Genomic DNA, 25,489 nt, shown 5'->3' with positions numbered 1-25,489 from the left:
GGCGGTCCGTCCCCGCTCCCGGCCCGGCGGTCGCGGGACCGGCCGGGATCAGGGCGTCCCGACCGGCCTCCTGCCCGTCGCCGCCTCGACGGCGGCGACGGCGCTGGTGAACGCCACCTCTCCGAGCAGACCGGGCGCCGCCACCGAGTCACCGGCCAGGTAGACGCCGTTCCCGCGGTCGATCGCGGGGCGGTCGCGCCAGGTGTGCCCCGGCAGGTCCAGCGCACCGGTGCGCCCCCGTGCGACCTGGTCCCTGCGCCACGTCACCCGGTCGCGCCACCGCGGCAGCGCCAGGTCCAGCAGCCGCTCCAGCCGCTCCCCCGTGCGCGCCCTCGACTCGCCGGGACGCACCGGGACCTGGGCCTGCACGAGCTCCTCACCCTCCGGGGCCAGCGTGCGGTCCACCGCCGTGTAGCGCTCCACGAACCCGCACTCGTCGCCGTCGAAGACGATGAACGGGTCCCGGCCCCGGCGCAGCCCCAGGTCCACCATCAGGGTGTGCCCGCTCTCCCATGCCAGGGAGTCGTCCCCGAGCAGGGAGCGGGCCGCGGCCAGCGACGTCGCCACGACGACCGGGCCGTCGGGGAGCGCATCCAGGGAGTCGACCCGGGCGTCCGTCGCGATCCGCACCCCGCGCTCCCGCGCCCGGTCGGCCATCCACCCGACCAGCGACGTCCAGCCGCCCACCATGTAGCGGGCGGCCGGCCACGCGGGCGTGGTCACCCGCAGGAACCTGTCCCAGACGAACTCCGCGGACAGCCGGGACGGGTCCGAGTCGAAGAGCGCCACCCCCATCATGCTCGCGATCGCCCCGGTGGTCTCCGTGCCGAACCGCTCCCGGCCCCACGAACCGAAGTCCCGGTCGTACGGGGCCCGCAGCCCGCGGCGGGCGGCGGCCCGCAGGAGCCCGGCGGGCGGCATGCCGAGCCGCCCCCGGTAGCGGAACCTCACGCCCGGCGCGGCCCGCACGGGAAGGCGCAGGTGCGGCGGGAGCAGGCCGCGCTCGGCCAGCCACCGGTACGGGGCCCCGTCCCCGTAGAGCACGTGGGGTCCCTCGTTGGCCACGTACGGGGGCTCGGTGGCGCGGGCCCGCCCGCCCAGGGTCCGGTGCGCCTCCAGCAGGGTGATGTTCGCGCCCCTCTCGGCGCCGGCGATGGCCGCGGTCAATCCGGCGAGGCCACCGCCCACAACGGTGATATCCATACCCCTACGACGGGCCGGGCGTCCGCAGCCGTGACATCTTGTCGGGGTTGGCCACCAGGTACACGTGCTGGACCCGCCCGTCGGCCACGTCCAGCACGACCAGCGCCACCACCCGGCCCCCGAGCGAGACGACCGCCGCCGGACCGCCGTTGACCTCGGTGACCTCGGTCCGGGCGTCGGCCCAGGCGACCGTCGGGCCGAGACCGAGCGAGGCGAGGAACCTGTCCGCGTTGCCGGGCAGGGCGGCCAGGAAGCGGCCCACCTTGGAGGCGCCCTCCAGGACCCGCAGGGGCGCCTTGGCCTTGCCGCCGCCGTCCCCGACGAGGGTGGCGTCGTCGGCGAGCAGACCGGTCAGGCCGTCCAGGTCCCCCTCCATGCAGGCGCGGAGGAACCGCTCCGTGATCCGTCGCCGCGCGGCGCGGTCGGCCTCGAACCGGGGCCGCCTCTCCTGGACGTGGTCGCGGGCCCGCCTGGCCAGCTGCCGCGTGGCGGCCTCCTCCCGGCCGATGACCTCCCCGATCTCCGCGTAGGGGAACTGGAAGGCCTCGCGCAGCACGAACACGGCCCGTTCCAGGGGCGAGAGGGTCTCCAGGACCACGAGGAGCGCGAACTCCACGGAGTCCGCCAGTTCGGCCTGCTCGGCGCCGTCGGGGATGTCGCTGACGGGTTCGGGGAGCCACTCGCCGACGTAGGACTCGCGGCGGGACCGGGCGCTGCGCAGCCGGTCGATGGACAGGCGGGAGGCGATGGTGACGAGGTAGGCGCGCGGGTCGTCGACCTTCGCCGGATCGACGGCGGACCAGCGCAGCCAGGCCTCCTGGACCACGTCCTCCGCGTCGGAGGCGCTGCCGAGGATCCTGTAGGCGACACCGGTCAGGAGGGCGCGGTGCTCGTGGAAGGCATCGGTCGTCATGTCTGGAAGACGTATCACCCCCGCCCCGGCGTGACACGCCTCCCGTACCGGTTCGCGGCCCCGGGACGCGGTGCGCGGGCGTCCGGGCGGGCCGTCCGGGAGAACAGGACGCGGGGCGCGGCCGGTGCCGTGCCCCGCGTCCATCCCGAGAGTGCCGGGTGTCCTGGGATTTCCGGGTGGCTCCGGGGGACGGAGAGCCCCGGAAGTCCCGTACCCGGCGAGCCGGGAGGGCCGACTAGTCGTCGACGGAGATGCCCTTGGTGGAGGTGCCGGAGGACACGTTGCAGCCGCCCAGGTCGAGGCCGTCGAAGGCGAGGACGTCGGCGCAGATCGGCACGGTCACGTTCTGGATGTTGGCGTTGTTGTCCGCCGCGGCGGTCCCGGTCATGGCGCCCAGGGCGAGGCCGGTGGCGAGGAGGAGGCCGGAGACGGTGGCGATGCGCTTCATGGTGCTGATCCTTTTCGGTTGGCAGTGCGTTGGTTGGTGACGACGGGGCCGCGGGGCCCCGCTGATGCAGGGGTGTGTGCGACGGGGTACTAGTCGTCGACGCTGATGCCCTTGGTGGCGGTCCAGTTGACGACGTTGCACTCGGGGCCGCTGACGCCCGAGGCGGCGAGCACGTCGAGGCAGATCGGGATCGTGATGTTCTGGACGTTGGCGTTGTTGTCCGCGGCGGCGGTGCCGGTGAAGGCACCGAAGGCGAGGCCGGTGGCCAGTACGAAGCCGGAAACCTTGGCGATACGGGTCATGGGTGATGCCTTTCGGAAGTTCATAACGCTCTGGCGGTGGCCGCCGGAATTAACTTAGCGTAGCCAGGCCCGTGCTCGCCGTACTTCGCGGGAAGAATCCAGAGTTTCCTCGGACTTTTCTCGGTTTCGATGTGGACATGCCGGACATGTCGCCAGGCAATGAAGTCATCGTGTTACCCAACCGAAAGCACGGCCGAATCCCTCACCTGACGAATGCATCGGAATCACGCTGTATCCAGACATCGGACATGAAAAAGGGCCCGCACGGTGTCTCCACCGCGCGGGCCCCGAACCTCGTGGGCGCCGCCCCCCGACGTGCGCCGCGAGCGCTACCAGCCCTGCTGCTGCCCGTATCCCGGGTACTGCTGGCCGTAGCCGGGCTGCTGCCCGTACCCCGGCTGCGGCTGACCGTAGCCCGGGTACTGCTGCTGGTCGTACCCCGGGTACTGCTGCTGGCCGTAGCCGGGCTGCTGTCCGTAACCCGCGTACGGGTCCGGCTGCTGGGCGCCCGTGGGCGGGTGCTGGTAGGCCTGCTGCTGGCCGGACGGCTCCTGCTGCTGCTGCTGGGCCTCGGCTCTGGCCGCCTCGTCCTGCTTCTTGCTGTCGGGGTCCGGGCGGAAGATGAACAGGCGCGCGGGCTTGTCGCCCTCGTCGCCCGGGGTGATCAGGTCGAGCCGCCAGCCGGCCTCCTCGATCCCCTCCAGGATGCGGGTCAGCCCGGGACGGAGCTTGCTGGAGGGCTCGTCATAGGCGTTCACCTCCAGCTGGATGATGAACATCCGGCGCTTCTGCTGCGCCGCGACCTTGGCGTGTTCGACGACCGTGCTGTCCCTCACGACCTGCGTGACGCTCATGAATAACCGTACCCATCTGCTCAGCGCGGAGCTTGCCGTACCCGTCGGGGTGCCACCCGGTCGTCCGCGTCCACAGTGGCGGGAATCCGCCGGGTTCCGCTCCCATCATGCCTCCTGCGGGCCTGTCTGGCCACAGAAGGCCCCGAGCGGCCGCCGACCGGGAGGGGTGTCCCGGCCGGAGGCCGCTCGGGGCGGTGCTCAGGAAGCGGCGGCGCGGACGGCCTCGACGACGGGTGTCTCACCGTTCACCAGGTTGAGAACCCTCCCGACGGTCCCCGGTTCGTCCAGAACGGCCACGATCACCGAGGCGACGTCCTCCCTCGTCACCGAGTCCCTCCCGACCTCCGCGCCCAGCGCCACCTTCCCGGTGCCCGGCTCGTCGGTCAGCCCTCCCGGGCGCAGGATCGTCCAGTCCAGCTCCAGCCCGCGCTCCCGCAGGTCGGCGTCGGCGGCGCGCTTGGCCTCCACGTAGGCGGCCCACGAACCGTCGGGGTCGTTCCCGCCGGGCAGCGGGTCGTCCACCCCGATGGCCGAGACCTGGACCAGGCGCCGCACCCCCGCGAGCGAGGCCGCGTCGGCGGTCAGCACCGCCCCCTTGTGGTCCACCGTCTCCTTGCGGGCCGGCCCGCTGCCCGGACCGGCCCCGGCGGCGAACACGACGCCGTCGGCGTTCATGAGCTTCTCCGTCAGCTCGGTGACGGTGGCGGTCTCCAGGTCGACCACGACCGGTTCGGCACCGGCGTCGACGACGTCCTGCGAGTGGTCGGGGTTGCGGATGAGGGCGACGGGCTCGTCCCCGCGGTCGGCCAGTTGCCTGGCCAGCAGCAGTGCGATCTTCCCGTGTCCCCCGGCGATGACGATACGCATGGGGGAAGCGTATGCCCTCCCCGGCCGCCGGACCCCCGGGCCCCGCGCGAGTCCGCGCGGGGCCCGGGAGGGGCGGGCCCGGGCCCCTACTCGACGGTCCAGGTGTCCCCGCTCGCCAGCAGCGCGGCCAGCTCGCCGTCCCCGTGCTCAGCCCGCGCCTCCGCGACCTGCTCGTTCAACAGCTCGTCGTAGGCGGGGCGGCGCACGTCCCGGAACACCCCGATCGGCACGTGCTCGAACGCGGGCCGGTCCAACCGGGACAGGGCGAACGCGTACCCCGGGTCCTCCCGGTGCGCGTCGTGCCGGATCAGCCGGTCCTCTCCCACCGCGTCCACGTCCACGACCTCCAGCCCGCCGAACCCGCCGGCGACCACACCCCGGTCCGGGCCGAGCCGCAGCGGCTCGCCGTGCTCCATGCGCAGCAGGCGCGTGTCCCTCGCGGCAGGGTCCTTCAGCGGCTCGAACGCGTCGTCGTTGAAGATCGGGCAGTTCTGGTAGATCTCCACGAACGACGCCCCCGGGTGTTCGGCCGCCGCCCTCAGCACCGACGTGAGGTGCTTGCGGTCGGAGTCGACCGTCCGGGCCACGAACGAGGCCTCCGCGCCCAGGGCCAGGGACACCGGGTTGAACGGGTGGTCCAGCGAGCCCGACGGCGAGGACTTGGTGATCTTCCCCGGCTCGGAGGTGGGGGAGTACTGCCCCTTGGTCAGCCCGTAGATCCGGTTGTTGAACAGCAGGATGTTGATGTTGACGTTGCGGCGCAGCGCGTGGATCAGGTGGTTGCCGCCGATGGACAGCCCGTCGCCGTCACCGGTCACCACCCACACCGACAGGTCCGGGCGGCTGGAGGCCAGCCCGGTCGCGATCGCCGGCGCGCGCCCGTGGATCGAGTGCACGCCGTAGGTGCTCAGGTAGTAGGGGAAGCGGGAGGAGCAGCCGATCCCCGACACCATGACGATGTTCTCGCGGGGCACCCCCAGCTCGGGGAGGAAGGACTGGAACGCGGCCAGGATCGCGTAGTCGCCGCAGCCCGGGCACCAGCGCACCTCCTGGTCCGACTTGAAGTCCTTCATCTTGTAGGCGGTGTCCGTCCTGGGGACCAGCCTCAGCCCCCCGGAGCCGTCCGTCAGGCCGTTCGCGTTCTCAGTCACGGTCGATGACCTCCCGAAGCACGTCCGCGAGCTCCTCGGCCTTGAAGGGCAGGCCGCGGACCTTGTTGTAGCCGATGACGTCGACCAGGAACCTGCCGCGCAGCAGCAGGGCCAGCTGGCCCAGGTTGATCTCCGGCACCACCACCCGCTCGTAGCGGGCCAGCACCTCGCCGAGGTTGGCCGGGAACGGGTTGAGGTGGCGCAGGTGCGCCTGCGCCACCCGGCCGCCCGCGCGCCGCACCCGGCGCACCGCGGCGGTGATCGACCCGTACGTGCCGCCCCAGCCGAGCACCAGCACCCCGGCGCCGCCGTCGGGATCGTCCACCGCCAGCTCGGGGATGTCCCTGGCGATGGCGTCGATCTTGGCCTGGCGGGTCCGCACCATCAGGTCGTGGTTGGCGGGCGTGTACGAGATGTCACCCGTCTCGGCGTGCTTCTCGATGCCGCCGATGCGGTGCTCCAGGCCAGCCGTGCCCGGCACCGCCCACGGGCGGGCCAGGGTCTCCTCGTCGCGCTTGTACGGCAGGAACGAGCCGTCGGGGCCGTTGGGCCCGGTGGCGAACCCCGGCTCGATCACCGGCAGGTCGCCGACCTCCGGCAGGCGCCACGGCTCCGACCCGTTGGCCAGGTAACCGTCGGACAGCACGACCACCGGGGTGCGGTAGGTGACGGCGAGCCTGGTCGCCTCCACCGCGGCGTCGAAGCAGTCGGCGGGGGAGGACGGCGCCACCACCGGCAGCGGGGACTCGCCGTTGCGCCCGTACAGGGCCATCAGCAGGTCGGTCTGCTCCGTCTTGGTCGGCATGCCCGTGCTGGGCCCGGCCCGCTGCACGTCGATGATCAGCAGCGGCAGCTCGGTCATCACCGCGAGCCCCACCGTCTCCTGCTTGAGCACCATGCCCGGGCCGGAGGTGGTGGTCACCCCCAGCGAGCCGCCGAAGGCGGCGCCCAGGGCGGCCCCCACCCCGGCGATCTCGTCCTCGGCCTGGAACGTGCGCACACCGAACCTCTTGTGCCTGGACAGCTCGTGCAGGATGTCCGACGCGGGGGTGATCGGGTACGAGCCCAGGAACAGCGGAAGGCCCGACCGGGTGGACCCGGCGATCAGCCCGTAGGCCATCGCCAGGTTCCCCGTGATGTTCCGGTACGTGCCCGCGGGGAGCCGGGCCGGCTTGACCTCGTAGGAGACGGCGAAGTCCTCGGTGGTCTCACCGAAATTCCACCCCGCCTGGAACGCCGTCAGGTTCGCCGCGAGGATGTCCGGCTTGGCGGCGAACTTGGACTTGAGGAAGGACGTCGTCCCCTCCGTCGGCCGGTTGTACATCCACGACAGCAGGCCCAGGGCGAACATGTTCTTGGCCCGCTGCGCGTCCTTCTTGGACAGGTCGGCGCCGGCCAGCGCCGCCACCGTCATCGAGGTGAGCGCCACCGCGCTCACCTTGAGTCCGTCCAGGGTGCCGTCGGTGAGGGGGTCCCCGGTGAAACCGACCTTGGCCAGGCTCCGTTTCGTGAACTCGTCGGTGTTGACGATCACGGTCGCGCCCCTGGGCAGGTCGCCGAGGTTCGCCTTGAGGGCGGCGGGGTTCATGGCCACCAGGACGTCGGGCGCGTCGCCCGGGGTCATGATGTCGTGGTCCGCGAAGTGCAGCTGGAAGCTGGACACCCCCGGGAGGGTTCCGGCGGGGGCGCGGATCTCGGCCGGGAAGTTCGGAAGGGTCGACAGGTCGTTGCCGAACGACGCGGTCTCCTGGGTGAAGCGGTCTCCGGTCAGCTGCATGCCGTCGCCGGAGTCGCCGGCGAAGCGGATGATGACGCGGTCGAGCTGTTCGATCTGTTTGGCCACTGAGATCGACGACCTCCTTGGTGAGCCGCCGGTCGTGACGGGCGGCGGCGCTCGGGTGTCATCCCCCGGCCGGGGCACTCCGCCACGGGGCGGGCGCCCGGTTCGGGGGCGTGGGACAGCGTGCGCGGCCCTCGCGCTCGCCGGGTGCGCCAACCCGGTCTCGCACGGCGCGGTCACACCGCGACAGCCGGGTCGTGAAGGGGCCTGCCTTCAACGACACGGCTCCCCGGACACCGGGATCCGGACGGGGCGGCGCCCCGTCGGCCTGGAGTTCGGAGTGATAAGGGCCACGATCGCACTATAGGTCGTCGGGAAAGGCCGGACGTGGGCCGGGTGGCGATTGTCACACCGGAACCCCGTCGGGCGGTGTGAGGTCATCCGCAACCGGGATGTGACCGACAGCCCGTCACATGGGGAACGCAAGACGTCGACCCGCACGTTTGTCACCATGTACGCATTCACGGTCGAGGACCGGCTGAGCGAGGAGGTGGCGGCGTGCACGTCAACGTGGCCCGTGCGGTCGGTCTGTTCGTCGGGGCCGCCGTCCTCGTCGTGGTGGTCGGCTGGCTGTGCGGGGCCGAGAAGGGCGCGCAGTTCTCCGTGGCCCTGGTGGTGGGCGCGGGCGTGCTCGTCTACCTGTTCGGCGAGTCGCTGGCCCTGCGGGCCATGAGGGCCCGGCCGGTCAGCGAGATCGAGCGCCCCGAGCTGTACCGGATCGTCCGGGAGCTGGCCACCGCCGCCCGGCAGCCCATGCCCAGGCTGTACCTGTCGCCGATCCGCTCGCCCAACGCCTTCGCCACCGGCAGCAGCCCGCGCCGCGCCGCGCTCTGCTGCACCACGGGCCTGCTGCGCACCCTCGACGAGCGGGAGCTGCGCGGCGTGATCGCCCACGAGCTGGCGCACATCCGCTCGCACGACACCCTGATCAGCTCGGTGGCGGCGACCCTCACCGCGGTCATCACCGCGATGACGGTGGTCACCTTCCTGCTCCCGCTGGGGGAGTCGGAGGAGACGGACATGCCCGACCTGCTGGGCGGGCTGATGGTGGCGGCGCTGGCGCCGCTCGCCGCCCTGGTCGTCCACTTCGGGGTGGGGCGCGGGCGCGAGTTCCGCGCCGACGAGAAGGCCGCCGAACTCACCGGGGACCCGATCGGGCTGGCCGAGGCGCTGACCAAGCTGGAGGAGGGGGCGCGGCGCTACCCCCTGCCCCGCGACCGCGGCCTGCTGGCGTCGGCGCACGTGATGACCACCAACCCGTTCCCGACCGGGGTGGGGCGGCTGTTCGCCGCCCACCCGCCGACGGGCGAGCGCATCCGCCGCCTGTACGCCCTGCGCCGCCGGTGGGACATGGGGGGGTAGGGACCCCTCCCCGGCACGGCGACGGCCGCTCCTCCCCCTTCGCGAGGGGAGAGCGGCCGTCGCCGTGCCGGTGCCGCGGACCGCCGGCTAGCGGTAGTTCACGAACTGGAGGGCCAGGTCGAAGTCCTTCTCCTTGATCAGGTTCTGGGCAGCCTGGAGGTCGTCCTTCTTCTTCGAGCTGACGCGCAGCTCGTCGCCCTGGATCTGGGCCTTGACCCCCTTGGGGCCCTCGTCCCGGATCAGCTTGGAGATCTTCTTGGCGTCCTCGGAGGTGATGCCCTCCTTGAGGCCGACGGGAAGCCGGTACTCCTTGCCGGAGATCTTGGGCTCCTCGGCCGGGTCGAGGATCTTCAGGGAGAGCTTGCGCTTGACCAGCTTCTCCTTGAACACCTCCAGGGCGGCGTTCGCCCGCTCCTCCGACGTGCTCCTGATCTCGATCCCGTCCTCGCCCTGCCAGGCGATGGTGGTTCCGGTGCCCTTGAAGTCGAACCGCTGGGACAGCTCCTTGCCCGTCTGGTTCAGGGCGTTGTCGACCTCCTGACGGTCGAGTTTGGACACGACGTCGAAACTGGATTCGGCGGCCACGTTCGCTCACATCCCGCTTGGTCTCATGGATCGCGGGCGCCTGTGGGGACGCCCGCGTGGGTACACGTCCGCCCGTGCCGGATCCCCGGCCCGGGCAGGCTTCAGAGCTTAGCCGTGACCTGCTCAGGGTGCCGGAAGCCCCTGCTCGGGACGCGCTCCGGGTATTCGATTACAGGTTCGGGCGGATCATCCGCTATTCTCGTTCATGCGTCGCGACGAACACCGTCGCCGCAGCCCAGGCAGGTTGCCCGAGCGGCCAATGGGAGCGGACTGTAAATCCGTCGGCTTAGCCTTCGAAGGTTCGAATCCTTCACCTGCCACCCTGGGATCGGGGCCCCGGCACCATCAGGTGCCGGGGCCCCGTCGTGTGTCCGGGACCCGTCGGCCCGGCGCCCTCCTCGCCCCGGCCCACCCCGATCCGGTCCGGCTCCCGCCGTCGCGGATCCGCCGCCTCCCGGGATTCGGCTGATCGCGAATGTGTCGCGTTCGGGACACGGCGGAGTAACGGCGAGCCCTGCTTCCGGTCCGACCGGAACCACTCCCCGACCACGCGGCCGACCCCGCCCTGAGCTGCGGTTTCTCCGTCTCCACGGGCGGTTCCGCGCACGGGGCGAAGGTGCTCCTGTGGCGTTAGCGGTGGATGTGCCCGGTTCGCCGGTACGGCCACCCCTCGACCGAGTACCGGGCCTTTGTGCGTGTCGCGCGAAAAGAAGGTCAATCAATCCATTTGCGCATGGCGCAAAAAGAACCCTGACGGCAATATGGACAAAGCGATTCCGGGGTTTCGGCGTTGACAAAAAACGGGGGGCGGATGATGATTGCACCAGTCCACCGCGACACAGGTGCAGCAAGCGCCTGAGTCTTTTTCTGTCAATGCCTCGTAATGATTTCCCGGGGGAAACATGATCAAGAAGATGGCCGTTGCCGGCCTGGTCGCCGGTGCCGCGATGGGCGCTCTCCTCATGGGGGCTCCCGCTCACGCCTCGCACGGCGGCGACCAGCAGTTCAACCAGAACCTCCAGCTGGTCCCGATCCAGTCCTGCAACCTGACCGGCAGCGTCGGTCTGGTCGCCGTGACCGTGCCGATCCTGTCGCCGCAGACCACGGGCGACTGCGTGAACGGCCCCATCGGCACCAACATCAGCTAATTCCGGCAATTCGTTCGACCGTGACGATGTCTCACACTTTCTCGAAGGGCAATTCAATGCTGCGTAAGCTCGGCGTTGCCGGTCTCGTCGCTGGCGCCGCTCTCGGCGTCGTTCTCACCGGGTCCCCGGCCCTCGCCTCCGGCTCCCACGGTGGCGACCAGCAGTACAACCAGAACCTGCAGGCCATTCCGGTCCAGCTCTGCAACACCAGCGCCGCCATCGGCCTGGTCGCCGTGAACATCCCGGTCCTGTCGCCGCAGACCACCGGCGACTGCGTCAACGGCCCGATCAGCACCAACATCGACTAGCAGGGGATTCCAGACATGCTGCGCAAGATCACGACTGCCACCGCCATCGCCGGAATCGCCCTGGGCGCCATGCTCGCGGCCTCCCCGGCCTCCGCCTCCGGCTCGCACGGCGGCGACCAGCAGTACAACCAGAACCTGCAGCTGGTTCCCGTCCAGCTCTGCAACACCGAGCTGGCCGTCGGCCTCCTGGCGGGCGTCAACGTGCCGATCCTGTCGCCGCAGACCACGGGCGACTGCGTCAACGGCCCGATCAGCCACAACATCGACTAGCGGGGGGTCAGCATGCTGCGCAAGTTCGCGGCTGCCACCGCCATCGCCGGTGCAGCGCTGGGAGCGATGCTCCTCGCCTCGCCCGCGTCCGCCTCGCACGGCGGTGACCAGCAGTTCAACCAGAACCTGCAACTGGTCCCCGTTCAGCTCTGCAACATGGAGCTGGCTGTGGGCCTGGCCGGTGTCAACGTGCCGATCCTGTCGCCGCAGACCACGGGCGACTGCGTCAACGGTCCGTCGACCACCAACATCAGCCAGGACCGCGCCGAGCACGACGGCGGTCACGGGTACCACTAGGTCCCGGCGTCACGGGGCTCCGGCCCCACAGTGACGGAACAGAGCAGTAGGTCGAGGCCCCCCGGCAGCCGCCGGGGGGCCTCGACGCAACCCATCGGTTCGGCGGTCCCGGGCGCGTCCCCGCGCGGGCCGGCCGGGGGCCGTCCCGGGCCCCGACGGAGGAGGCGAGAGGCGAGATGAAGCGCATGATCCTGACGGGGGCCGCCCTGCTGCTGGCGGCCACCGCCTGCGGACAGCAGGAGACCACCCCGAGGCTGCCCGAGGGCACCGGCGCCCCGCAGGCCACGGAGAGCCCCGAGGACCGGGCGAGCCCCGACCCCGGGGAGGGCGACGGCTCCGAGGAGGGCGGCGGCTCCGGCCAGGGGGCCCGGGGCGACGGCGCCCACGTCCTGAACATGTACGGCGACGAGAACGGGTTCGACGACCAGCGCCCCGTCGAGTACGTCGCCACCGAGTTCACGTCCTTCTCCGGCCTGGAGTGGCCCGAGTGGACGGACGAGACCGCGTCGGGCACGGGCGACCTGTACGGGACCTGGTGCATGGACCGGGGCTGCCAGGACGAGCCCTACGAGGTCGAGGTCGAACTCGGCGACCCGGTCGACGTGAACGGCACACCGTACTTCTCGACCTACACGATCACCGGGTACGACGAGGACATGACGCCGGAGGTGCGCCAGGCGCTGGAGGACGCGGACGGCGGGCGCCTCTCCGTGCCGACCCCGGAGTGAGGCGGGCGGTCCGGCGCGGCCGGGTGGGCTTCGCCTCTCCCACGGCCCCCAAGAATCGTCCTAAAGTTCCGAAAATGCACAAACCTCCTGGTCAGAGTGGGTGGTAGGGGCAGGTCGGCGGGACCGGACAGTCCGGAACCGGGCGTGGCGCGCCCGGGAGGTCTCTAGTCTGCTGAGTTGTGGCACTCAACGAGCGCGCGGACACCCGCGGGGACGACGTACAGGGCGCCGGCGGACGGCCGGGGCCGCGGCACGGCCGCGCGGCTCTGCTGCGCCTGGCCTCCTGGTTCGAGGAGGCCGGCCCCGACCGGGCCGACGCCCTCGCGACCGCCGCCTACGGCCTGCACCCGGCCCTCCACCTGGAGGGGCAGACGGACGAGGGCGTCGCCGCCACCACCAGCTGGTGGCAGGCGGCCCCCGACCGCAGCACCGTCACCGAGCACCCGGGCTCCCGGCTGCCCGAGCCCGTCCGCGACCACCGCGCGCAGCAGGCCCGCCTGCGCGACGCCGCCGAGTCCTCCGCCCACTGGCGCCGCGCGGGCGCCTCGCAGATCCGCGCCCTGCTCACCGAGCCCACCCCGCTGCGGGCGCGCCTGGACCTGTCCGGAGCCGGGATGGAGGTCCTCATGGAGCTCCTCACCGCCGCCCTCGGCTCCGGGGACGCAAGCCGCCGCCCCACCTCCGCCGGCGACCTGGAGTTCTCCCTGCGCCTGCACGTCGGCGCCGCCCCGGGGGCCGAGGTCACCATCCGGGGCGAGGGCGGGGAACTCACCCTGGAGGGACTCCGCCTGCGCGTCACCTCCTACGACCAGCACACCGTCGAGGACGACGGATTCCCGGGCCTCCTCGCGCCCGCGGGGTGGGCCCCGCCCGCCGCCCGGACCGGCTCCGGTCCCCTTTCCGGGGACCCGGTGACCGCGCCCGCCCTCGATCCGGACCCGCTGGACCCGTCGACCCCGTACACGCCCGTCCCCGAGCCGGACGCCCCGGGTACGGCCGCGTCGGACGACTCCGCCCCGCACCCCCTCGGCCCGGACCCGCTGTACCCGGCGGCCGCGGACGCCCCGGCACAGGACCCTCCGGACCGGGACCCGGCGGACGCCCCGGCACAGGACCCGCACCTCCCGCCACAGGACCCCGCGTCCACGGTTCCGGACCCCACGGAGGCGGACCCCCTGGACCCGTCGACCCCGTACACGCCCGCCCCGTACACCCCGGCCCCGGCGGCCCCTGACGCCCCCCACGCCCTGGGCCCGGACCCCCTGGACCCGCCGTCCCGGTACTCGCCCGCCGCGGACCCCCTGGACCCGTCGACCCCGTACACGCCCGCCCCGGAACCCCCGGGCCGCACGGCCCCCCGGTACGACGCCCCCCCGGTCCGCGGCCTCCTCGCCACCCCGTCCGCGGGGCCCGGGGACGGCGGGACACGGACCGCCCCGGCCGGGCCCGACGGCGGGCGCGGGCCCGCGCAGGAGCCGACCGGACCCGGGACCGACGACGGAGCGCCCCTCCCGGCCGACGCCCCCGTGACGGGGGACCGGCGGCCCGGACCGGGTACCGTCGGGAACCCGTCCGCGCCCTCCGCCGAGGCGCCCGGAACCGCCGGCGGCCTGCCGGGGCCGGACCCGGACGTCGAGACCACGGGGCCGATCGACCTGTCCGCCGACCGGACCCGACCGTGGGGGTGATGGAGACGGACGCCTACAGCGAGGACGCCGCGCTCATCGGCGAACGCCAGTCCGCGGCGCGCGCGCTCCTGGCGCACCCGCTGCTGACCCGGGCCGCCCATCCGGCGGAGCTGTCCCTCGTGCGCTCCCACGCCGAGTGGCTCGTCCAGCGCTTCCAGCGCGTGCTCGGGTACCGGCTCGACGTCGGCGACGACCACGCCCGGCTGGTCAAACGCGGCCTCGTCGACGAGGTCGTCCACCGGCCCACCCGGGCCAACGGGGCCCGCTTCACGCCGCGCACCCACACCTACCTCGCGCTGGCCCTGGCCGTCCTGGTCGAGGAGACCGGGCCCACCACCGTCCGCGCGCTCGCCCTCCGGGTCCGGGCCGCCGCGCACGAGGCCGGGATCGACGCCGATCCCGGCCGCGGGCTCGGCGAGCGCCGCGCCTTCTGCGCCGCCCTGGAACACCTGGTCGCGCTCGGCGCGCTGACCGAGACCTCCGGCCGCGTCGCCGACCACGGGGCCGACGCCGCCGCGGACCCGGCCCTCCGCCCCCGCACACCGGTCGTCCGCGCCGTCGCCGCCCACCTGCCGCAGGCCTCCGACGACCCGGACTCCTTCCTCGCGAGCGCCGTCGACACCGACCCCGACGGCGAACACCAGGGCGAGACCGCCCTGCGCCGCCTCCTGGCCGAGACCGCGGTCGTCTACCGCGAGGATCTCCCCGACCGCCAGAGGGACCGCCTCGCCGCGCACCAGTGGCGGGCCGCCGCCGCGCTCGGCAACCTGCTCGGCTGCGACGCCGAGGTGCGCGCCGAGGGCGTCGCGATGGTGATGCCCGACGAGGCCGGCGCCCGCCCGGCCTTCCCCTCCGACGACCCCGTCGGCCAGGTGGCCCTCGCCCTCGTCCGCCACCTCTCCGGCCGTCTGCACCCCGGCATGCCCGCCACCTCCGTCCCCGTGCCCGACCGCGAACTGCGCACCGCTCTGGACGCCCTGGGCGGCCCCGACGCCCCCGCGCGGACCGAGTGGGCCCGCACCGCCGGCCCCGAGGTGCCCGACCCGGACCGGCTGAGCGCCCGCGTCACGACCCTGCTGACCGACCTCGGACTCCTGCGGGGAGGCCCCGGCGAGTGGCGGCTCACCGCCGCGGCGGCGCGGTACGGGGCCGACGTGGACGAGCGCGTCCCCCCGATCCAGGACAATGGCGAAGACAGCCGGACGCACGCCGCCCCGACGCGCGGGTCCGGCCACGAAGACGGTCCGCCCGACGCTCCCGCCGATCCCCGAGGCGACCTGAGCCGGGTGACGTCCGTGCTGCAAGCGGTGGCGAACGAGAAGGTGAGCGCGACCAGTGGTGACACAGGAGACCAGCGAGGCCCCGGGGGCAGTTCCGGCTGACCCCGCCGACACCCCGCGCTACCGCCTCGAACGCGCGGGCATCCGCAACGTCTGGCAGTACGACGACCACGTCCTCGACTTCGCCGAGGGCCGCCTGCTGCTGCGCGGACGCAACGGCGCGGGCAAGTCCAAGGCGCTGGAGATGCTGCTCCCGTTCCTGCTGGACGGCGACGTGCGCCGCCTGGACACCACCGGCACCAACCGCACCAGCCTGCGCTGGCTCATGGCCGACGACCCCCGGGCCGGACGCCGGCCCGAGCCGGAGGAGACGGGCCCCGACCTGCTCGGCGGCCCCGAGGAGGCCGCCGACGAGGCCGGGCCCGAGCAGGCCGACGGCGACACCGGCCCCGTCACCCGCCTCGGCTACCTGTGGGTCGAGTTCACCACCGACCGCGGCGACCGCGGCCTCGACGCCGCCGCCCGCGCCACCACCGGGCCCAACAGCGCCTCCGCCCTGCTCGCCGCGTCCGGGACGGCCGGCGCGTCCGCGCTCCTCGCCGCCGCGACGCCGGGCCCCGGACCCGCCGCGGAGCAGACCGGACCGGGCGCCCCGGGCGGCCGGCCGAGCCACCTGACCCTCGGCGCCGCCGTCATGGCCGTCGGCGACTCCGACCCGCGCTGCGTGTTCTTCGTCACCGACCGCCGGGTCGGACACGACCTCGAACTCGTCACCGACGGCCGCCCCAAGCCCGTCGACCGGCTCCGCTCGGAGATCGGCGCGGACAACTGCTTCACCAGCGCCGTCCCCTACCGGGCCCGCGTGATGCACGACCTGTTCGGCATCGACGACTCCGTCCGCTACCGCAACCTCATCCACCTCCTCTACCGGCTCCGGCGCCCCACCATCGGCGACCGCCTGGAGGCCGGCGAGCTCGTCGGCGTCCTCTCCGAGGCCCTCCCGCCCATGGACGAGTCGGTCCTGGACGAGGTCGCCCGCAACATCGCCGACCTCGAACAGGCCCGGGCGGAGAAGACCGCCCTCGGCGAGGCGGGGGCCGGGGTCACCGCCTTCCTCGACGACTACCGCGGCTACCTGGTCCACGCCCTCCGGTCGCGCGCCGCCGACGTCCGCGAGCAGATCGACGCCGCCGCGGGCCGGACCGCCGAGACCGAGCGCCTGCGCGCCGAACTCGACCGGCTCATCACCGAGGAGAGCCGGATCTCCGAGGAGCGCGACCAGGCCCGGCGCACCCGCGACACCGCCGAGGCCGACGACGGCACCCTCGCCGCGGCCCGGAACAACGCCGCCACCGCCACGGGGAACGAGCGCCGCGCCTACGACGCCGCCGTCGGCGCCTACATCAGGGCCGCCGAGGCCGCCTGGGTCGCCGCGGAGCACGCCGAGCGGGTCGAACGGCACACCGTCGAACGGCTCGGCGAGGACACCGCCGCCATCGACCGCGCGCTCGACATCCTGCGCCAGACCCACGCCGAGGCCACCCGCGCGGCCACCGCCGCCGGGATCGACCCCGCCCTCCTCGGGGAGGTCCCGGACACGCTCGACACCGTCCACGCCCCGCGCGAGAGCGCCACCCGGGTCGACCTCCAGGGGCTCGAACAGGCCGTCGAGCGCGAGCCCGTCGAAGGCATCGACCTCGACGACCTGCGCGACCGCCTCGGGCGCCTCCACGACCAGCTCTCCCACGCGGCGGAGCGGTCCGCCGAGCGCGCCGACATGGCCGCCCGCCTCACCGGCCTCACCACGGCCGAGGCGGCGGCCGACCGCCGCCTCGTCGCCCTGACCAGCGAGGCCGAGAGCGCGGACGCCGTGCTCGAACACGCCCACGACCGCGAGAGCGCCGCCGTCGCCGCGCTGCGCGAGGAGAGCGCCGCCTACGCCGACGGGGTCCGGGCCTGGGCCGCCCGCCTGCGGGAGTCCAGCCACGCCCACGCGCTAGGCGACGCCGTCCACGAGCTGGAGGGCAGCGTCGAGCTGCCCATCACCGACTCCCTGAGGGTCCTCGACCCCGACGTGCCCTCCACCGTCTCCCGCCTCGCGAACAACGCCGTCGCCCCCCTCCTGGAGGACCTGCGCGCCCGGCGCGACGTCGCCGTCAACGAGGAGGGCCAGCTCTCCGACGAACTGGCCGAGCTCGCCGAGCGCCGCACCGGCAACGCCGAGCACGCCCCGGAGCGCCCGCCGTGGGCCACCTACCCGCGCCCCCGGGGCGAGGGCGCCCCCCTCTACCTGGCCGTCGACTTCGCCGACGGGCTCAGCACCCGCGAACAGGCCGGGCTGGAGGCCGCCCTGGAGGCCAGCGGACTGCTCGCCGGGTGGATCCGCGCGGACGGCTCCCTCCACGACCCGGGCACCCGCGACATCCTGGTCACGCCCGCCCGGCAGGCCAAGGGCAGGACCCTCCTCGACGTGCTCGTCCCGGTCGCCGCCCCCGACCGCGGCGTCAACCACGACAGCCTCCGCACCCTGCTCTCCTCCATCGCCCTGCACTCCGAGGACGAACCCGTGCCGGGCACGGCCGAGGACACCGAGGCCAAGCACCGACGCGACAGCTCCGTCGCCACCGTCAGCTCCATGTCGCTCACCGGCGGCTGGCGCCTCGGCGTGGCCTCCGGCTCCCACGACAAGAGCGAGCCCGAGTACATCGGCGAGGCCGCCCGCAAACGGGCCCGCGACCGCCAGTCGGCCAACACCGACCGGCGCATGGCCATCGCCGAGGCCCTCCTCGCCGAGGCGGGGGAGCGCCGCTGGGCCGTCGAGCAGTCCTACGCCGAACTCCTGGAGGTGTCCCGGAGCCTGCCGGACCCCTCCCAGCTCATCCGCGCCCGGGCGGTCCTGGACGTCGCCCGCGAGGACGTCGCCGCCGCCCGCCGCGCCCACGCGACCGCGGGCCGCGCCGCCGAGGAGTGCCGCGCCGAACTCCTCGACATCCGCTCCCGCCTGCGGACCTCGGCCGACGTCAACGCCCTGCCGAGCGTCCGCGCCGAGCTGGACAGCGCCCTGCGCGCCCTCGACCACCTGCGCGTCCTCGTCGGCTCCGGGCTCAAGGACCTCGACGTCCTCGCCTGGGAGCTGGCCGACCACGAGCACCACGTCGCCGGGTGGAGGGCGGCCCGCGCCGAACGGGTCCTGGCCGAGGACGCCAGGGCCGCCGCCATCGACGACATGATCACCGTCCGCCGCCAGTTCGAGCTCGGCGACCGCGCCCGCGGCGTGCCCGGCGAGCAGATCGACGCGGCCCGGGACCAGGTCAGGGCCAGGGCCGACGAGGCGGCCCGGCGGCTGCCCGAACTCGAGCGCGGGGCCCAGCGCGCCCGCGACGAGCGGGTCGGCGCCGAGGCGCGGCTCGTCGCCGCCACCCAGGAGCGCGCCGAGCAGGTGCGCCGCGCCCTCACGGCGGGGGAGCGGCTCGTCCGCGCGGTCTCCCTCCCCGGCGGCACGGGGATCGACGACACCGACGTGCCGGACGCCGTCCTGCTGGGCGCCGCGGGCCTGGACGCCTGCGCCGCGGACGACGGCCCCCTCACCGCCTACCTCGCCCACTCCGCACTCCACGGCGGGGAGCCGGACGCGGACCCCGCCGCCGGGCCGCCCGTGCCCGGCCCGGACGCCCGGCTCGCCCTGCTGGAGGCGTTCGTCGGACAGCTGGAGGAGGGACTCGCCGCCCAGGTGGAGGCCGGGGCGCCCGAGGTGGACGACAGCGCCATCCTGAGCAGCCGCGAGGACCTGCACCGCCTGCTCACCTCCGCCGGGTGGGCGCAGACCCGCACCGAGCTCAGCGAGCCGCGCGGCCTCAAGCGCCTCACGGTCCACGACGAGGACGGCGCCCACGACGTCACCGCCTACGCCGAGCGGATCACCGCCTCCGCCGCCCGCGCCGACGAGGCCGTTGCGGTGGCCGAGGAGGAGGCCTTCGAGCGCCACCTGCTCGGAGAGCTGGCCGGCCACCTCGCCCGCCAGATCGACGAGGCCCGCGCCCTCATCACCACCATGAACGACGTCCTCAAGGACGTCACCACCTCCGCCGGCCTCGGCGTGCGCCTGGACTGGAGGCTGGCCCCCGACGCGGGCGCCGACGTCGAGGCGGTCGTCCCGCTCCTGGCGACCCCCGCCGAGGAGCGCACCCGCGTGCAGACCACCCGCCTGCGCGACGCCCTGCGCCGCTGCATCGAGGCGATCCGCCGCCTGGACCCCACGGCCACCGGCGGGGCCCAGCTGCGGGCCGCCCTCGACTACAGGTCCTGGTTCACGTTCACCGTCTACGTGACCGACGGCGCGGGCGACGAGCGCCGCCTGGGCCACCGCACCGCCCTCAGCCAGGGCGAGCAGCGCGTGGTCGCCTACCTGGTGCTGTTCGCCGCGGCGGCGGCGCACTTCGACGCGCTCGCCGCGCGCGCCTCGTGGGCGCCCAGGCTCATCCTGCTGGACGACGCGTTCGCGAAGGTCGACGAGCCCACCCACGGGCGCCTCCTCGGCCTCCTGGTCGAACTGGACCTGGACTTCGTGCTGACCTCCGAACGCGTGTGGGGCTGCTTCGCCAGCGTGCCGAGCCTCAACATCTACGAGTGCCTGCGCGACCCCAACGTCCCCGGCATCGCGACACTGCACTTCACGTGGGACGGCAGCAGGAGGCGCCTGGTCGGCGTGTGAGCGCGGCGGCCCGTCCCGGGGCCCTCCGGCCCCGGCGCGCGGCCCCTTCCGGGCACGCCGCCCGCAGGCCCGTCCCCGGCCGGGGACGGGGAGCGCACATTGCCCGCGCGGGGACGGCGCGGGGCGGCCGGACGCCGCGCGGAGAGCCCTCCGGGGAGCGCCGCCCGGCCCCCGCGGGAGGGCGGGGCAGGGAGCGGATCCGCGCGCCCGGGAAGGGGGGAACCACGAATGCTTCCTCCCCACCTGTCCTAGTCTGCTTGTGCGGCAACGACAACAGAGCGGGGTGACGAAGGTGACTCGGGTACCCGAGACGTTCGACGGTGGCGGTGCGGACGCGCAGAGCGCCCCGCCGGCCGGGGACGACCCCACCACGACCTCGCTCCTGGACGCCCTGGCGGCCTCCGGGCTGCCACGGGAGGTCCGGTCATGGGTCACCGCCGCACTGTGGGGCGAGGACGCCCTCGCCGCGCTGCTCGAGGGCGAGCACATCCCCGACCCGGCCGCCGGCGGGCCGTCGGCGGCGCCGGCGCCGCCGGGCCGGGTCCGCCGCTCCTACCTCACCGGGATCCGTGTCCAGGGCTTCCGCGGGATCGGACGCCCCTCCGAGCTGACCTTCCCGCCCGGCCCGGGGCTCACCGTCATCGTCGGCCGCAACGGCTCCGGCAAGTCCAGCTTCGCGGAGGCGGCCGAGGCCGCCCTCACCGGGCGCAACCCCCGCTGGGACGCGATGCCGACCGGGTGGCGGGACGGCTGGCGCAACCTGCACTACGACGAACGCACCGAGGCGACCGTCGACATCCATGTCGCCGGGGACGAGGGCCCCACCCGGATCACCCGCCGCTGGACCGGCGAGAGCGTGCGCTCCGCGCGCGGCGAGGTGGTCCGACCCAACGGCGAGGTGGCCCCGCTCCGCACCCTCGACTGGGGCGAGAGCCTCGTCCGCTACCGCCCCTTCCTCTCCTACGACGAGCTCGGGCGCACCGTCACCGGGCGCTCGGCCGAGCTCTACGACACGCTCACCGCGCTCCTGGGCCTCACCGGCCTGGCCGAGGCCGAGCGCAGGCTCGCCAAGGTCTGCGACTCCCTGGCCAAGCGGCGCGACCGGCCCTCGCGGGAGCTCGGCCGCCTGGTCGACGCGCTCCGGGGCTCCGGCGACCCCCGGGCCGCCCAGGCCGTCCACCTCCTCGGCGCGCAGCACCTCGACATCGAGGCGCTCCGCCGGATCGCCGAGGACGACGGGCCCAGCGACCCCGCCCTGCACGTCGTCCTGCGGCGCCTGCGGCGGCTCTCGGTCCCCGAGCGGACCGTCATCGCCGACGTCGTCAACGAGCTGCGCGGGGCGTCCATGGAGCTCGCCATGGCCGCTGGGAGCAAGGGCGACCACGCCCACGGCGTCGTCCAGCTCCTCGAACAGGCGCTGGAGCACCACAAGCGGCACCCCTCCGACACCACCTGCCCCACCTGCTCCGCGCCGGGGGCCCTCGGCGCCGACTGGGCCCGCAGGGCCAACGCCCAGCTGAGGACCCTGCGCACCCAGGCCGCCCCGGCCTCGGCCGCCTACGAGCGCGCCGCGGCCGCCCGGGACCAGGCCCGCTTCCTGCTCTCCCCCGTCCCCGGGTGGCTGCCGCCGGAGAGCGAGCTGGGCCAGGTGTGGGCGCTGTGGGAGTCCGGCTCCGACATCACCGACCTCGCCGAGCTGGCCGAGCACATCGAGGCGGTCGGCCGCCGGCTCCGCTCCGCCGCCATCAGCGCGCGCCGGGACGCGACCGAGCGGCTGGAGGACCCCAGCGGAGGCTGGGGCGACCTCGCCGAGCGTCTCGCCGCCTGGCTGGACGAAGCGCAGGACGCCCTCCGTGCCAGGGACGTCCTGTACAGCGCCGAGGCGGCCCTCAACTGGCTGGCGGACCAGGCCCGGGGACTGCGGGCGGAACGGCTCGGCCCGGTCGCCTCACAGGCCGAGCAGGTGTGGTTCCGGCTGCGCCAGGAACGCCACATCGACCTCCAGGGCATGCGCCTGATCGGGCGCGGCGCCCGGAGGCGGGTCGAGGTGGACGTGACCGTGGACGGGGTCGACGACCAGACCAGCGCGCCCGGCCTGCTCAGCCAGGGGGAGTTCCAGGCCCTGGCGCTGTCCATCTGCCTGCCCCGCACCCTGGTGGAGGGCAACCCGTTCGGCTTCCTGCTGCTCGACGACCCCGTCCAGGCGATGGACACCGAGACCGTCGAGGGGCTGTCCTCGGTCCTGGCGGAGGTGGGCCGCCACCGGCAGCTGATCGTGTTCACGCACGACACCCGGCTCTCCGACGCGCTGCGCCGCCTCGGGCTGCCCGCGACCATCCGCACCCTCAACAGGGACGCCATGTCCAACGTGTGGGTGTCCGACGGGGCGCTCTGACGCCCGGCCCCGGCGTCCCGGCCCAGGGACGCCGGGAGCGGCCCGGATCACATGCGGACTCGCGGAAGGGCCGGAAACCGGCTCCGAACAGGGGTTTCGCTCCGCCGGTCCGGGAGGCCGGGGCCGCCGGCGCCTTTGATTTGGCAGACCACCCCCGAATCCCTGTATAGTCATGACCAGCGCAAGGGGGCAACACCCCCGGGGCGGTCGACACAAGCCCCACAGCGCGCCCCTTTAGCTCAGTCGGCAGAGCGTCTCCATGGTAAGGAGAAGGTCTACGGTTCGATTCCGTAAAGGGGCTCCACCACTTGACGAGGTCCGGTCCACTCAGGTGGGTGGCCGGTGGAGCATCTACCGGCCTGAACCGGGACCGGTCCCCACGGGGGCCGGGTTCCGTTGATCGGGGCGGGGTAGCTCAGTCGGTAGAGCAAGCGGCTCATAATCGCTGTGTCGTCGGTTCAAGTCCGGCCCCCGCTACCAACCCGTTGACCCCTGGGACACTGTTCTCAGGGGTCGTCGCGGGCGCTTTGCAGTGTTCTACTGCGCACTAGGTACTGTTTCCAGCGAGAAAGGCACTCCGAAGTGGCTGCCACAGACGTGAGGCCGAAGATCACCCTGGCCTGCCAGGAGTGCAATCACCGTAACTACATCACGCGCAAGAACCGTCGGAACACCCCCGACCGGCTCGCGATCAAGAAGTTCTGCCCGAACTGCCGCAAGCACAACGAGCACCGCGAGACCCGCTAGGTCCTCGCGAGCGGCGCGGCTGAGGCCGACGTGAGCTTCTCATAGACTTCCAGCCCGGTGAGCGATCCGCTCACCGGGCTGTTCGCGTATCCGGGCCCCTCCGGCCCGCGTTGCAGAACCAGGAGAGGGAGAGCGTGGCGATCAACCCTGACTACCTCGGCCGGGAGTACCCCGCGCCGGAGTCCTACGAGGTGACCCGGGGCAAGATCCGGGAGTTCGCCGAGGCGGTCAACGACCCCAACCCGGTGTACACCGACACGGCCTCCGCCAAGGCCGCCGGGTACCCCGACGTGATCGCGCCGCCCACCTTCCCCGTGATCCTGGGCATGGCCGGGTCCGCGCAGGCCATCGCCGACCCGGAGCTGGGGGTCGACTTCTCCCGTGTCGTGCACGGCGACCAGAGCTTCCACTACAGCCGGCCCCTGCACGCCGGAGACGTCCTCAGCAGCGTCACCCGCATCACGGGCATCAAGTCCCTCGGCGGCAACGAACTGCTCACCCTGGAGACCGTGGCCGACAACGCCGACGGCGAACACGTGGTCACCACCACGATGATGCTCGTCGTGCGCGGCGAGTGACCCCATCCACAGGAACGTGAGGAACGCGATCGTGAGCAGGCTGAGCCACGCCGACGTCGAGGTCGGCACCGAGCTGCCCGAGCGGACCTTCCCGGTCCGCCGCCTGGACCTCGTCCGCTACGCGGGCGCCTCCGGCGACTTCAACCCCATCCACTGGAACGAGCGCTTCGCCAAGTCCGTCGGGCTCCCCGACGTCATCGCCCACGGCATGTTCACGATGGCCGAGGCCGCGCGGGTGCTCACCGACTGGACCGGGGACCCCGGCTGCGTCGTCGACTACTCGGTGCGCTTCTCCGCGCCCGTGGTCGTCCCGGACGACGACGAGGGAGCCGAGATCACCGTCGGCGGCAAGGTCAAGTCCAAGAACGACGACGGCACCGTCACGGTCCTGCTGACCGCCCGCTCCGGCGGCGCGAAGGTCCTGGTGCAGTCCAAAGCCGTCGTCCGCCTGGCCTGACGGCAGTAGCGAAGCAGTGAGGTGACCGTGTCCACAGTCCACGAGAACGAGGCCCCCCAGAACCAGGTCCTCTGGCTCTGCGACCACACCACGCTCGGCCTCGGCGGCCCGGCGACGACCTCCCGGACGGCCCGTACGACCGACGAGCTGGTCGCGGCGGTCGCCGCGGCCGACGCCGCGGGGGAGCCCGTCCTCGTCCTGGGGGGCGGGAGCAACCTGGTCGTCTCCGACGACGGGTTCCCGGGCACCGTGGTCCTCGTGGACACGCCCGGGGCCTCCTTCGAGGAGACCGGCGACACCGACCCCGGGACGGGGGAGCCCGTCGTGCTGCTGCGCGCCGAGGCGGGCGTCGAGTGGGACCCGCTCGTGGAGCGCACCGTCGCCGAGGGGCTCAACGGCCTGGAGTTCCTCTCCGGCATCCCCGGCCGGGTCGGCTCCACCCCCATCCAGAACGTCGGCGCCTACGGCCAGGACGTCAGCCAGACCATCCGCGAGGTGCTGGTCTACGACCGGCGGACCGGCGAGCGGCGCGTCCTGGGCAACGCCGAGTGCGGGTTCACCTACCGCGACAGCGCCTTCAAGGGCGACGACCGGTACGTGGTGTGCGAGGTCGTGTTCGCCCTCCGCCGGGCCAAGCTCAGCCGCCCGATCGCCTACGCGGAGGTCGCCCGCACCCTGGGTGCCGAAGCGGGGGACAGGGTGCCGCTGGAGCGCGCCAGGGAGACCGTCCTGGGCCTGCGCAGGGGCAAGGGCATGGTCCTGGACCCCGACGACCCCGACACCCGCAGCGCCGGCTCCTTCTTCACCAACCCGGTGGTCACGGCCGAGGAGTTCGCCGAGGTGCGCGCACGGGCGGACCGGCGGCTCGGCGCGGACGCCGGGATGCCCGGCCACCCCGACGGGAACGGCAACGTCAAGCTGTCCGCGGCCTGGCTCATCGACCGGGCGGGGTTCCGCGGCCACGCCAGGGGGACCGCCCGCGTCTCCTCCAAGCACGTGCTCGCCCTCACCACCGTCCCGGGGGCGCCCACCACCGAGGACCTCCTGGCCCTGGCCCGGGACGTCCGCGACGGCGTCGAGGAGGCCTTCGGGGTCCGCCTGGTCAACGAGCCCGTGATGGTCGGCGTCTCCCTCTGACGCCTCGCGCCCCCGACCGCCGCACCGGCCCGCGGGCGGCCGGGGGCCGCCGTGCCGCACAACGGAGTGGCCTTTCCCCAAGAAAGAAGTTCGGTGAACCGAACTCGTTTATGAGCCGCTCCGAATAAAGAAATGCGAAGAGGCAATGAATTGCCATTCGCCGTTCTTTCGGCATAAAGTACGGGTGTCGAAGGGGAGTAGTCCCCAATGCGTGCGATCG

At 73.5% G+C, this 25,489-nt stretch carries 23 protein-coding genes and 3 tRNA genes; 17 read left to right on the top strand and 9 right to left on the bottom strand.

The features are described from left to right. Nucleotides 1-48 precede the first annotated feature (48 nt). The 8 genes from ACFQBR_RS13330 to ACFQBR_RS13295 form a co-directional block, all read right to left on the bottom strand. Nucleotides 49-1,203, bottom strand: coding sequence for an FAD-dependent oxidoreductase (locus ACFQBR_RS13330; protein ID WP_344180411.1), 1,155 nt, complete (start codon nt 1,201-1,203; stop codon nt 49-51). Between the two features lie 4 nt (nt 1,204-1,207). Next, nucleotides 1,208-2,116: an RNA polymerase sigma-70 factor gene (locus ACFQBR_RS13325; protein WP_267946745.1), complete on the bottom strand. Its 909-nt coding sequence runs from the start codon at nt 2,114-2,116 to the stop codon at nt 1,208-1,210. 235 nt (nt 2,117-2,351) lie between these two features. After that, entirely contained in the window at nt 2,352-2,564 is a 213-nt protein-coding gene (locus ACFQBR_RS13320; protein WP_267946744.1) for a hypothetical protein, read from the bottom strand. 89 nt (nt 2,565-2,653) lie between these two features. Then, complete coding sequence (locus ACFQBR_RS13315; protein WP_267946743.1) at nt 2,654-2,866, bottom strand: hypothetical protein; 213 nt, start codon at nt 2,864-2,866, stop codon at nt 2,654-2,656. 329 nt (nt 2,867-3,195) lie between these two features. After that, complete coding sequence (locus tag ACFQBR_RS13310) at nt 3,196-3,720, bottom strand: hypothetical protein (protein ID WP_344180409.1); 525 nt, start codon at nt 3,718-3,720, stop codon at nt 3,196-3,198. Nucleotides 3,721-3,918: 198 nt separating this feature from the next. After that, nucleotides 3,919-4,587 carry an SDR family oxidoreductase gene (locus tag ACFQBR_RS13305; RefSeq protein WP_267946741.1) on the bottom strand — a complete coding sequence of 223 codons (669 nt, stop codon included), beginning with the start codon at nt 4,585-4,587 and terminating at the stop codon, nt 3,919-3,921. 86 nt (nt 4,588-4,673) lie between these two features. Continuing rightward, the gene (locus ACFQBR_RS13300) at nt 4,674-5,660 is read right to left on the bottom strand and encodes a 2-oxoacid:ferredoxin oxidoreductase subunit beta (protein WP_267950530.1); all 987 of its coding nucleotides are present in this window, start codon (nt 5,658-5,660) and stop codon (nt 4,674-4,676) included. A gap of 70 nt (nt 5,661-5,730) precedes the next feature. Beyond that, nucleotides 5,731-7,581: a 2-oxoacid:acceptor oxidoreductase subunit alpha gene (locus ACFQBR_RS13295; RefSeq protein ID WP_267946740.1), complete on the bottom strand. Its 1,851-nt coding sequence runs from the start codon at nt 7,579-7,581 to the stop codon at nt 5,731-5,733. Between the two features lie 495 nt (nt 7,582-8,076). On the opposite strand from ACFQBR_RS13295, the gene ACFQBR_RS13290 reads away from it, so the two are divergent. Further along, nucleotides 8,077-8,940 carry a M48 family metalloprotease gene (locus tag ACFQBR_RS13290; protein WP_344180407.1) on the top strand — a complete coding sequence of 288 codons (864 nt, stop codon included), beginning with the start codon at nt 8,077-8,079 and terminating at the stop codon, nt 8,938-8,940. A gap of 87 nt (nt 8,941-9,027) precedes the next feature. Here ACFQBR_RS13290 and ACFQBR_RS13285 read toward each other — a convergent pair whose 3' ends face one another. Then, complete coding sequence (locus ACFQBR_RS13285) at nt 9,028-9,525, bottom strand: YajQ family cyclic di-GMP-binding protein (RefSeq protein ID WP_267946738.1); 498 nt, start codon at nt 9,523-9,525, stop codon at nt 9,028-9,030. Between the two features lie 238 nt (nt 9,526-9,763). Between ACFQBR_RS13285 and ACFQBR_RS13280 the strand changes: the two genes are divergently transcribed. From ACFQBR_RS13280 to ACFQBR_RS13205, 16 genes are all read left to right on the top strand, one after another. Beyond that, a tRNA-Tyr gene (locus ACFQBR_RS13280) sits at nt 9,764-9,845 on the top strand. Nucleotides 9,846-10,427: 582 nt separating this feature from the next. Then, entirely contained in the window at nt 10,428-10,673 is a 246-nt protein-coding gene (locus ACFQBR_RS13275; protein WP_267946717.1) for a hypothetical protein, read from the top strand. A gap of 56 nt (nt 10,674-10,729) precedes the next feature. Further along, nucleotides 10,730-10,981: a hypothetical protein gene (locus ACFQBR_RS13270; protein WP_267946716.1), complete on the top strand. Its 252-nt coding sequence runs from the start codon at nt 10,730-10,732 to the stop codon at nt 10,979-10,981. Between the two features lie 15 nt (nt 10,982-10,996). Next, a complete protein-coding gene (locus ACFQBR_RS13265; protein WP_344180404.1) occupies nt 10,997-11,251 on the top strand; it encodes a hypothetical protein in 255 nt (84 codons plus the stop codon). A 12-nt stretch (nt 11,252-11,263) separates the two neighbouring features. After that, nucleotides 11,264-11,548, top strand: a complete 285-nt coding sequence (locus ACFQBR_RS13260; RefSeq protein WP_344180402.1) for a hypothetical protein — start codon at nt 11,264-11,266, stop codon at nt 11,546-11,548. A gap of 176 nt (nt 11,549-11,724) precedes the next feature. Then, a complete protein-coding gene (locus ACFQBR_RS13255; protein ID WP_344180400.1) occupies nt 11,725-12,276 on the top strand; it encodes a hypothetical protein in 552 nt (183 codons plus the stop codon). Between the two features lie 179 nt (nt 12,277-12,455). Continuing rightward, nucleotides 12,456-13,964 (top strand): DUF2397 family protein, encoded by a 1,509-nt coding sequence (locus tag ACFQBR_RS13250; RefSeq protein ID WP_344180398.1) that lies wholly within the window; start codon nt 12,456-12,458, stop codon nt 13,962-13,964. Then, complete coding sequence (locus ACFQBR_RS13245) at nt 13,964-15,346, top strand: TIGR02678 family protein (RefSeq protein WP_344180396.1); 1,383 nt, start codon at nt 13,964-13,966, stop codon at nt 15,344-15,346. Before ACFQBR_RS13250 ends, ACFQBR_RS13245 begins: the two co-directional genes overlap by 1 nt. Next, nucleotides 15,300-19,955, top strand: a complete 4,656-nt coding sequence (locus ACFQBR_RS13240) for an SbcC/MukB-like Walker B domain-containing protein (RefSeq protein ID WP_352983832.1) — start codon at nt 15,300-15,302, stop codon at nt 19,953-19,955. The genes ACFQBR_RS13245 and ACFQBR_RS13240 overlap by 47 nt, the downstream gene beginning before the upstream one ends. A gap of 292 nt (nt 19,956-20,247) precedes the next feature. After that, on the top strand, nt 20,248-22,350 hold the full coding sequence (locus ACFQBR_RS13235; RefSeq protein WP_378553440.1) for an AAA family ATPase: 2,103 nt from the start codon (nt 20,248-20,250) through the stop codon (nt 22,348-22,350). Between the two features lie 228 nt (nt 22,351-22,578). Next, nucleotides 22,579-22,654, top strand: a tRNA-Thr gene (locus ACFQBR_RS13230). A gap of 100 nt (nt 22,655-22,754) precedes the next feature. Continuing rightward, nucleotides 22,755-22,830: transfer RNA gene (locus ACFQBR_RS13225), tRNA-Met, on the top strand. A 102-nt stretch (nt 22,831-22,932) separates the two neighbouring features. Beyond that, the gene (gene rpmG, locus ACFQBR_RS13220) at nt 22,933-23,097 is read left to right on the top strand and encodes a 50S ribosomal protein L33 (protein WP_013156089.1); all 165 of its coding nucleotides are present in this window, start codon (nt 22,933-22,935) and stop codon (nt 23,095-23,097) included. A gap of 134 nt (nt 23,098-23,231) precedes the next feature. Next, nucleotides 23,232-23,675, top strand: coding sequence for a MaoC family dehydratase N-terminal domain-containing protein (locus ACFQBR_RS13215; protein ID WP_267946709.1), 444 nt, complete (start codon nt 23,232-23,234; stop codon nt 23,673-23,675). A gap of 31 nt (nt 23,676-23,706) precedes the next feature. Further along, a complete protein-coding gene (locus ACFQBR_RS13210; RefSeq protein WP_267946708.1) occupies nt 23,707-24,132 on the top strand; it encodes a MaoC family dehydratase in 426 nt (141 codons plus the stop codon). 27 nt (nt 24,133-24,159) lie between these two features. Then, nucleotides 24,160-25,269 carry a UDP-N-acetylmuramate dehydrogenase gene (locus ACFQBR_RS13205; RefSeq protein ID WP_344180392.1) on the top strand — a complete coding sequence of 370 codons (1,110 nt, stop codon included), beginning with the start codon at nt 24,160-24,162 and terminating at the stop codon, nt 25,267-25,269. The last annotated feature ends 220 nt before the right edge of the window (nt 25,270-25,489 follow it).

Origin of the sequence: Nocardiopsis tropica (genome assembly GCF_042660575.1) — a bacterium.
Taxonomy (GTDB): Bacteria; Actinomycetota; Actinomycetes; order Streptosporangiales; family Streptosporangiaceae; genus Nocardiopsis; species Nocardiopsis tropica.
This window is presented reverse-complemented; position numbering and strand designations above follow the sequence as displayed.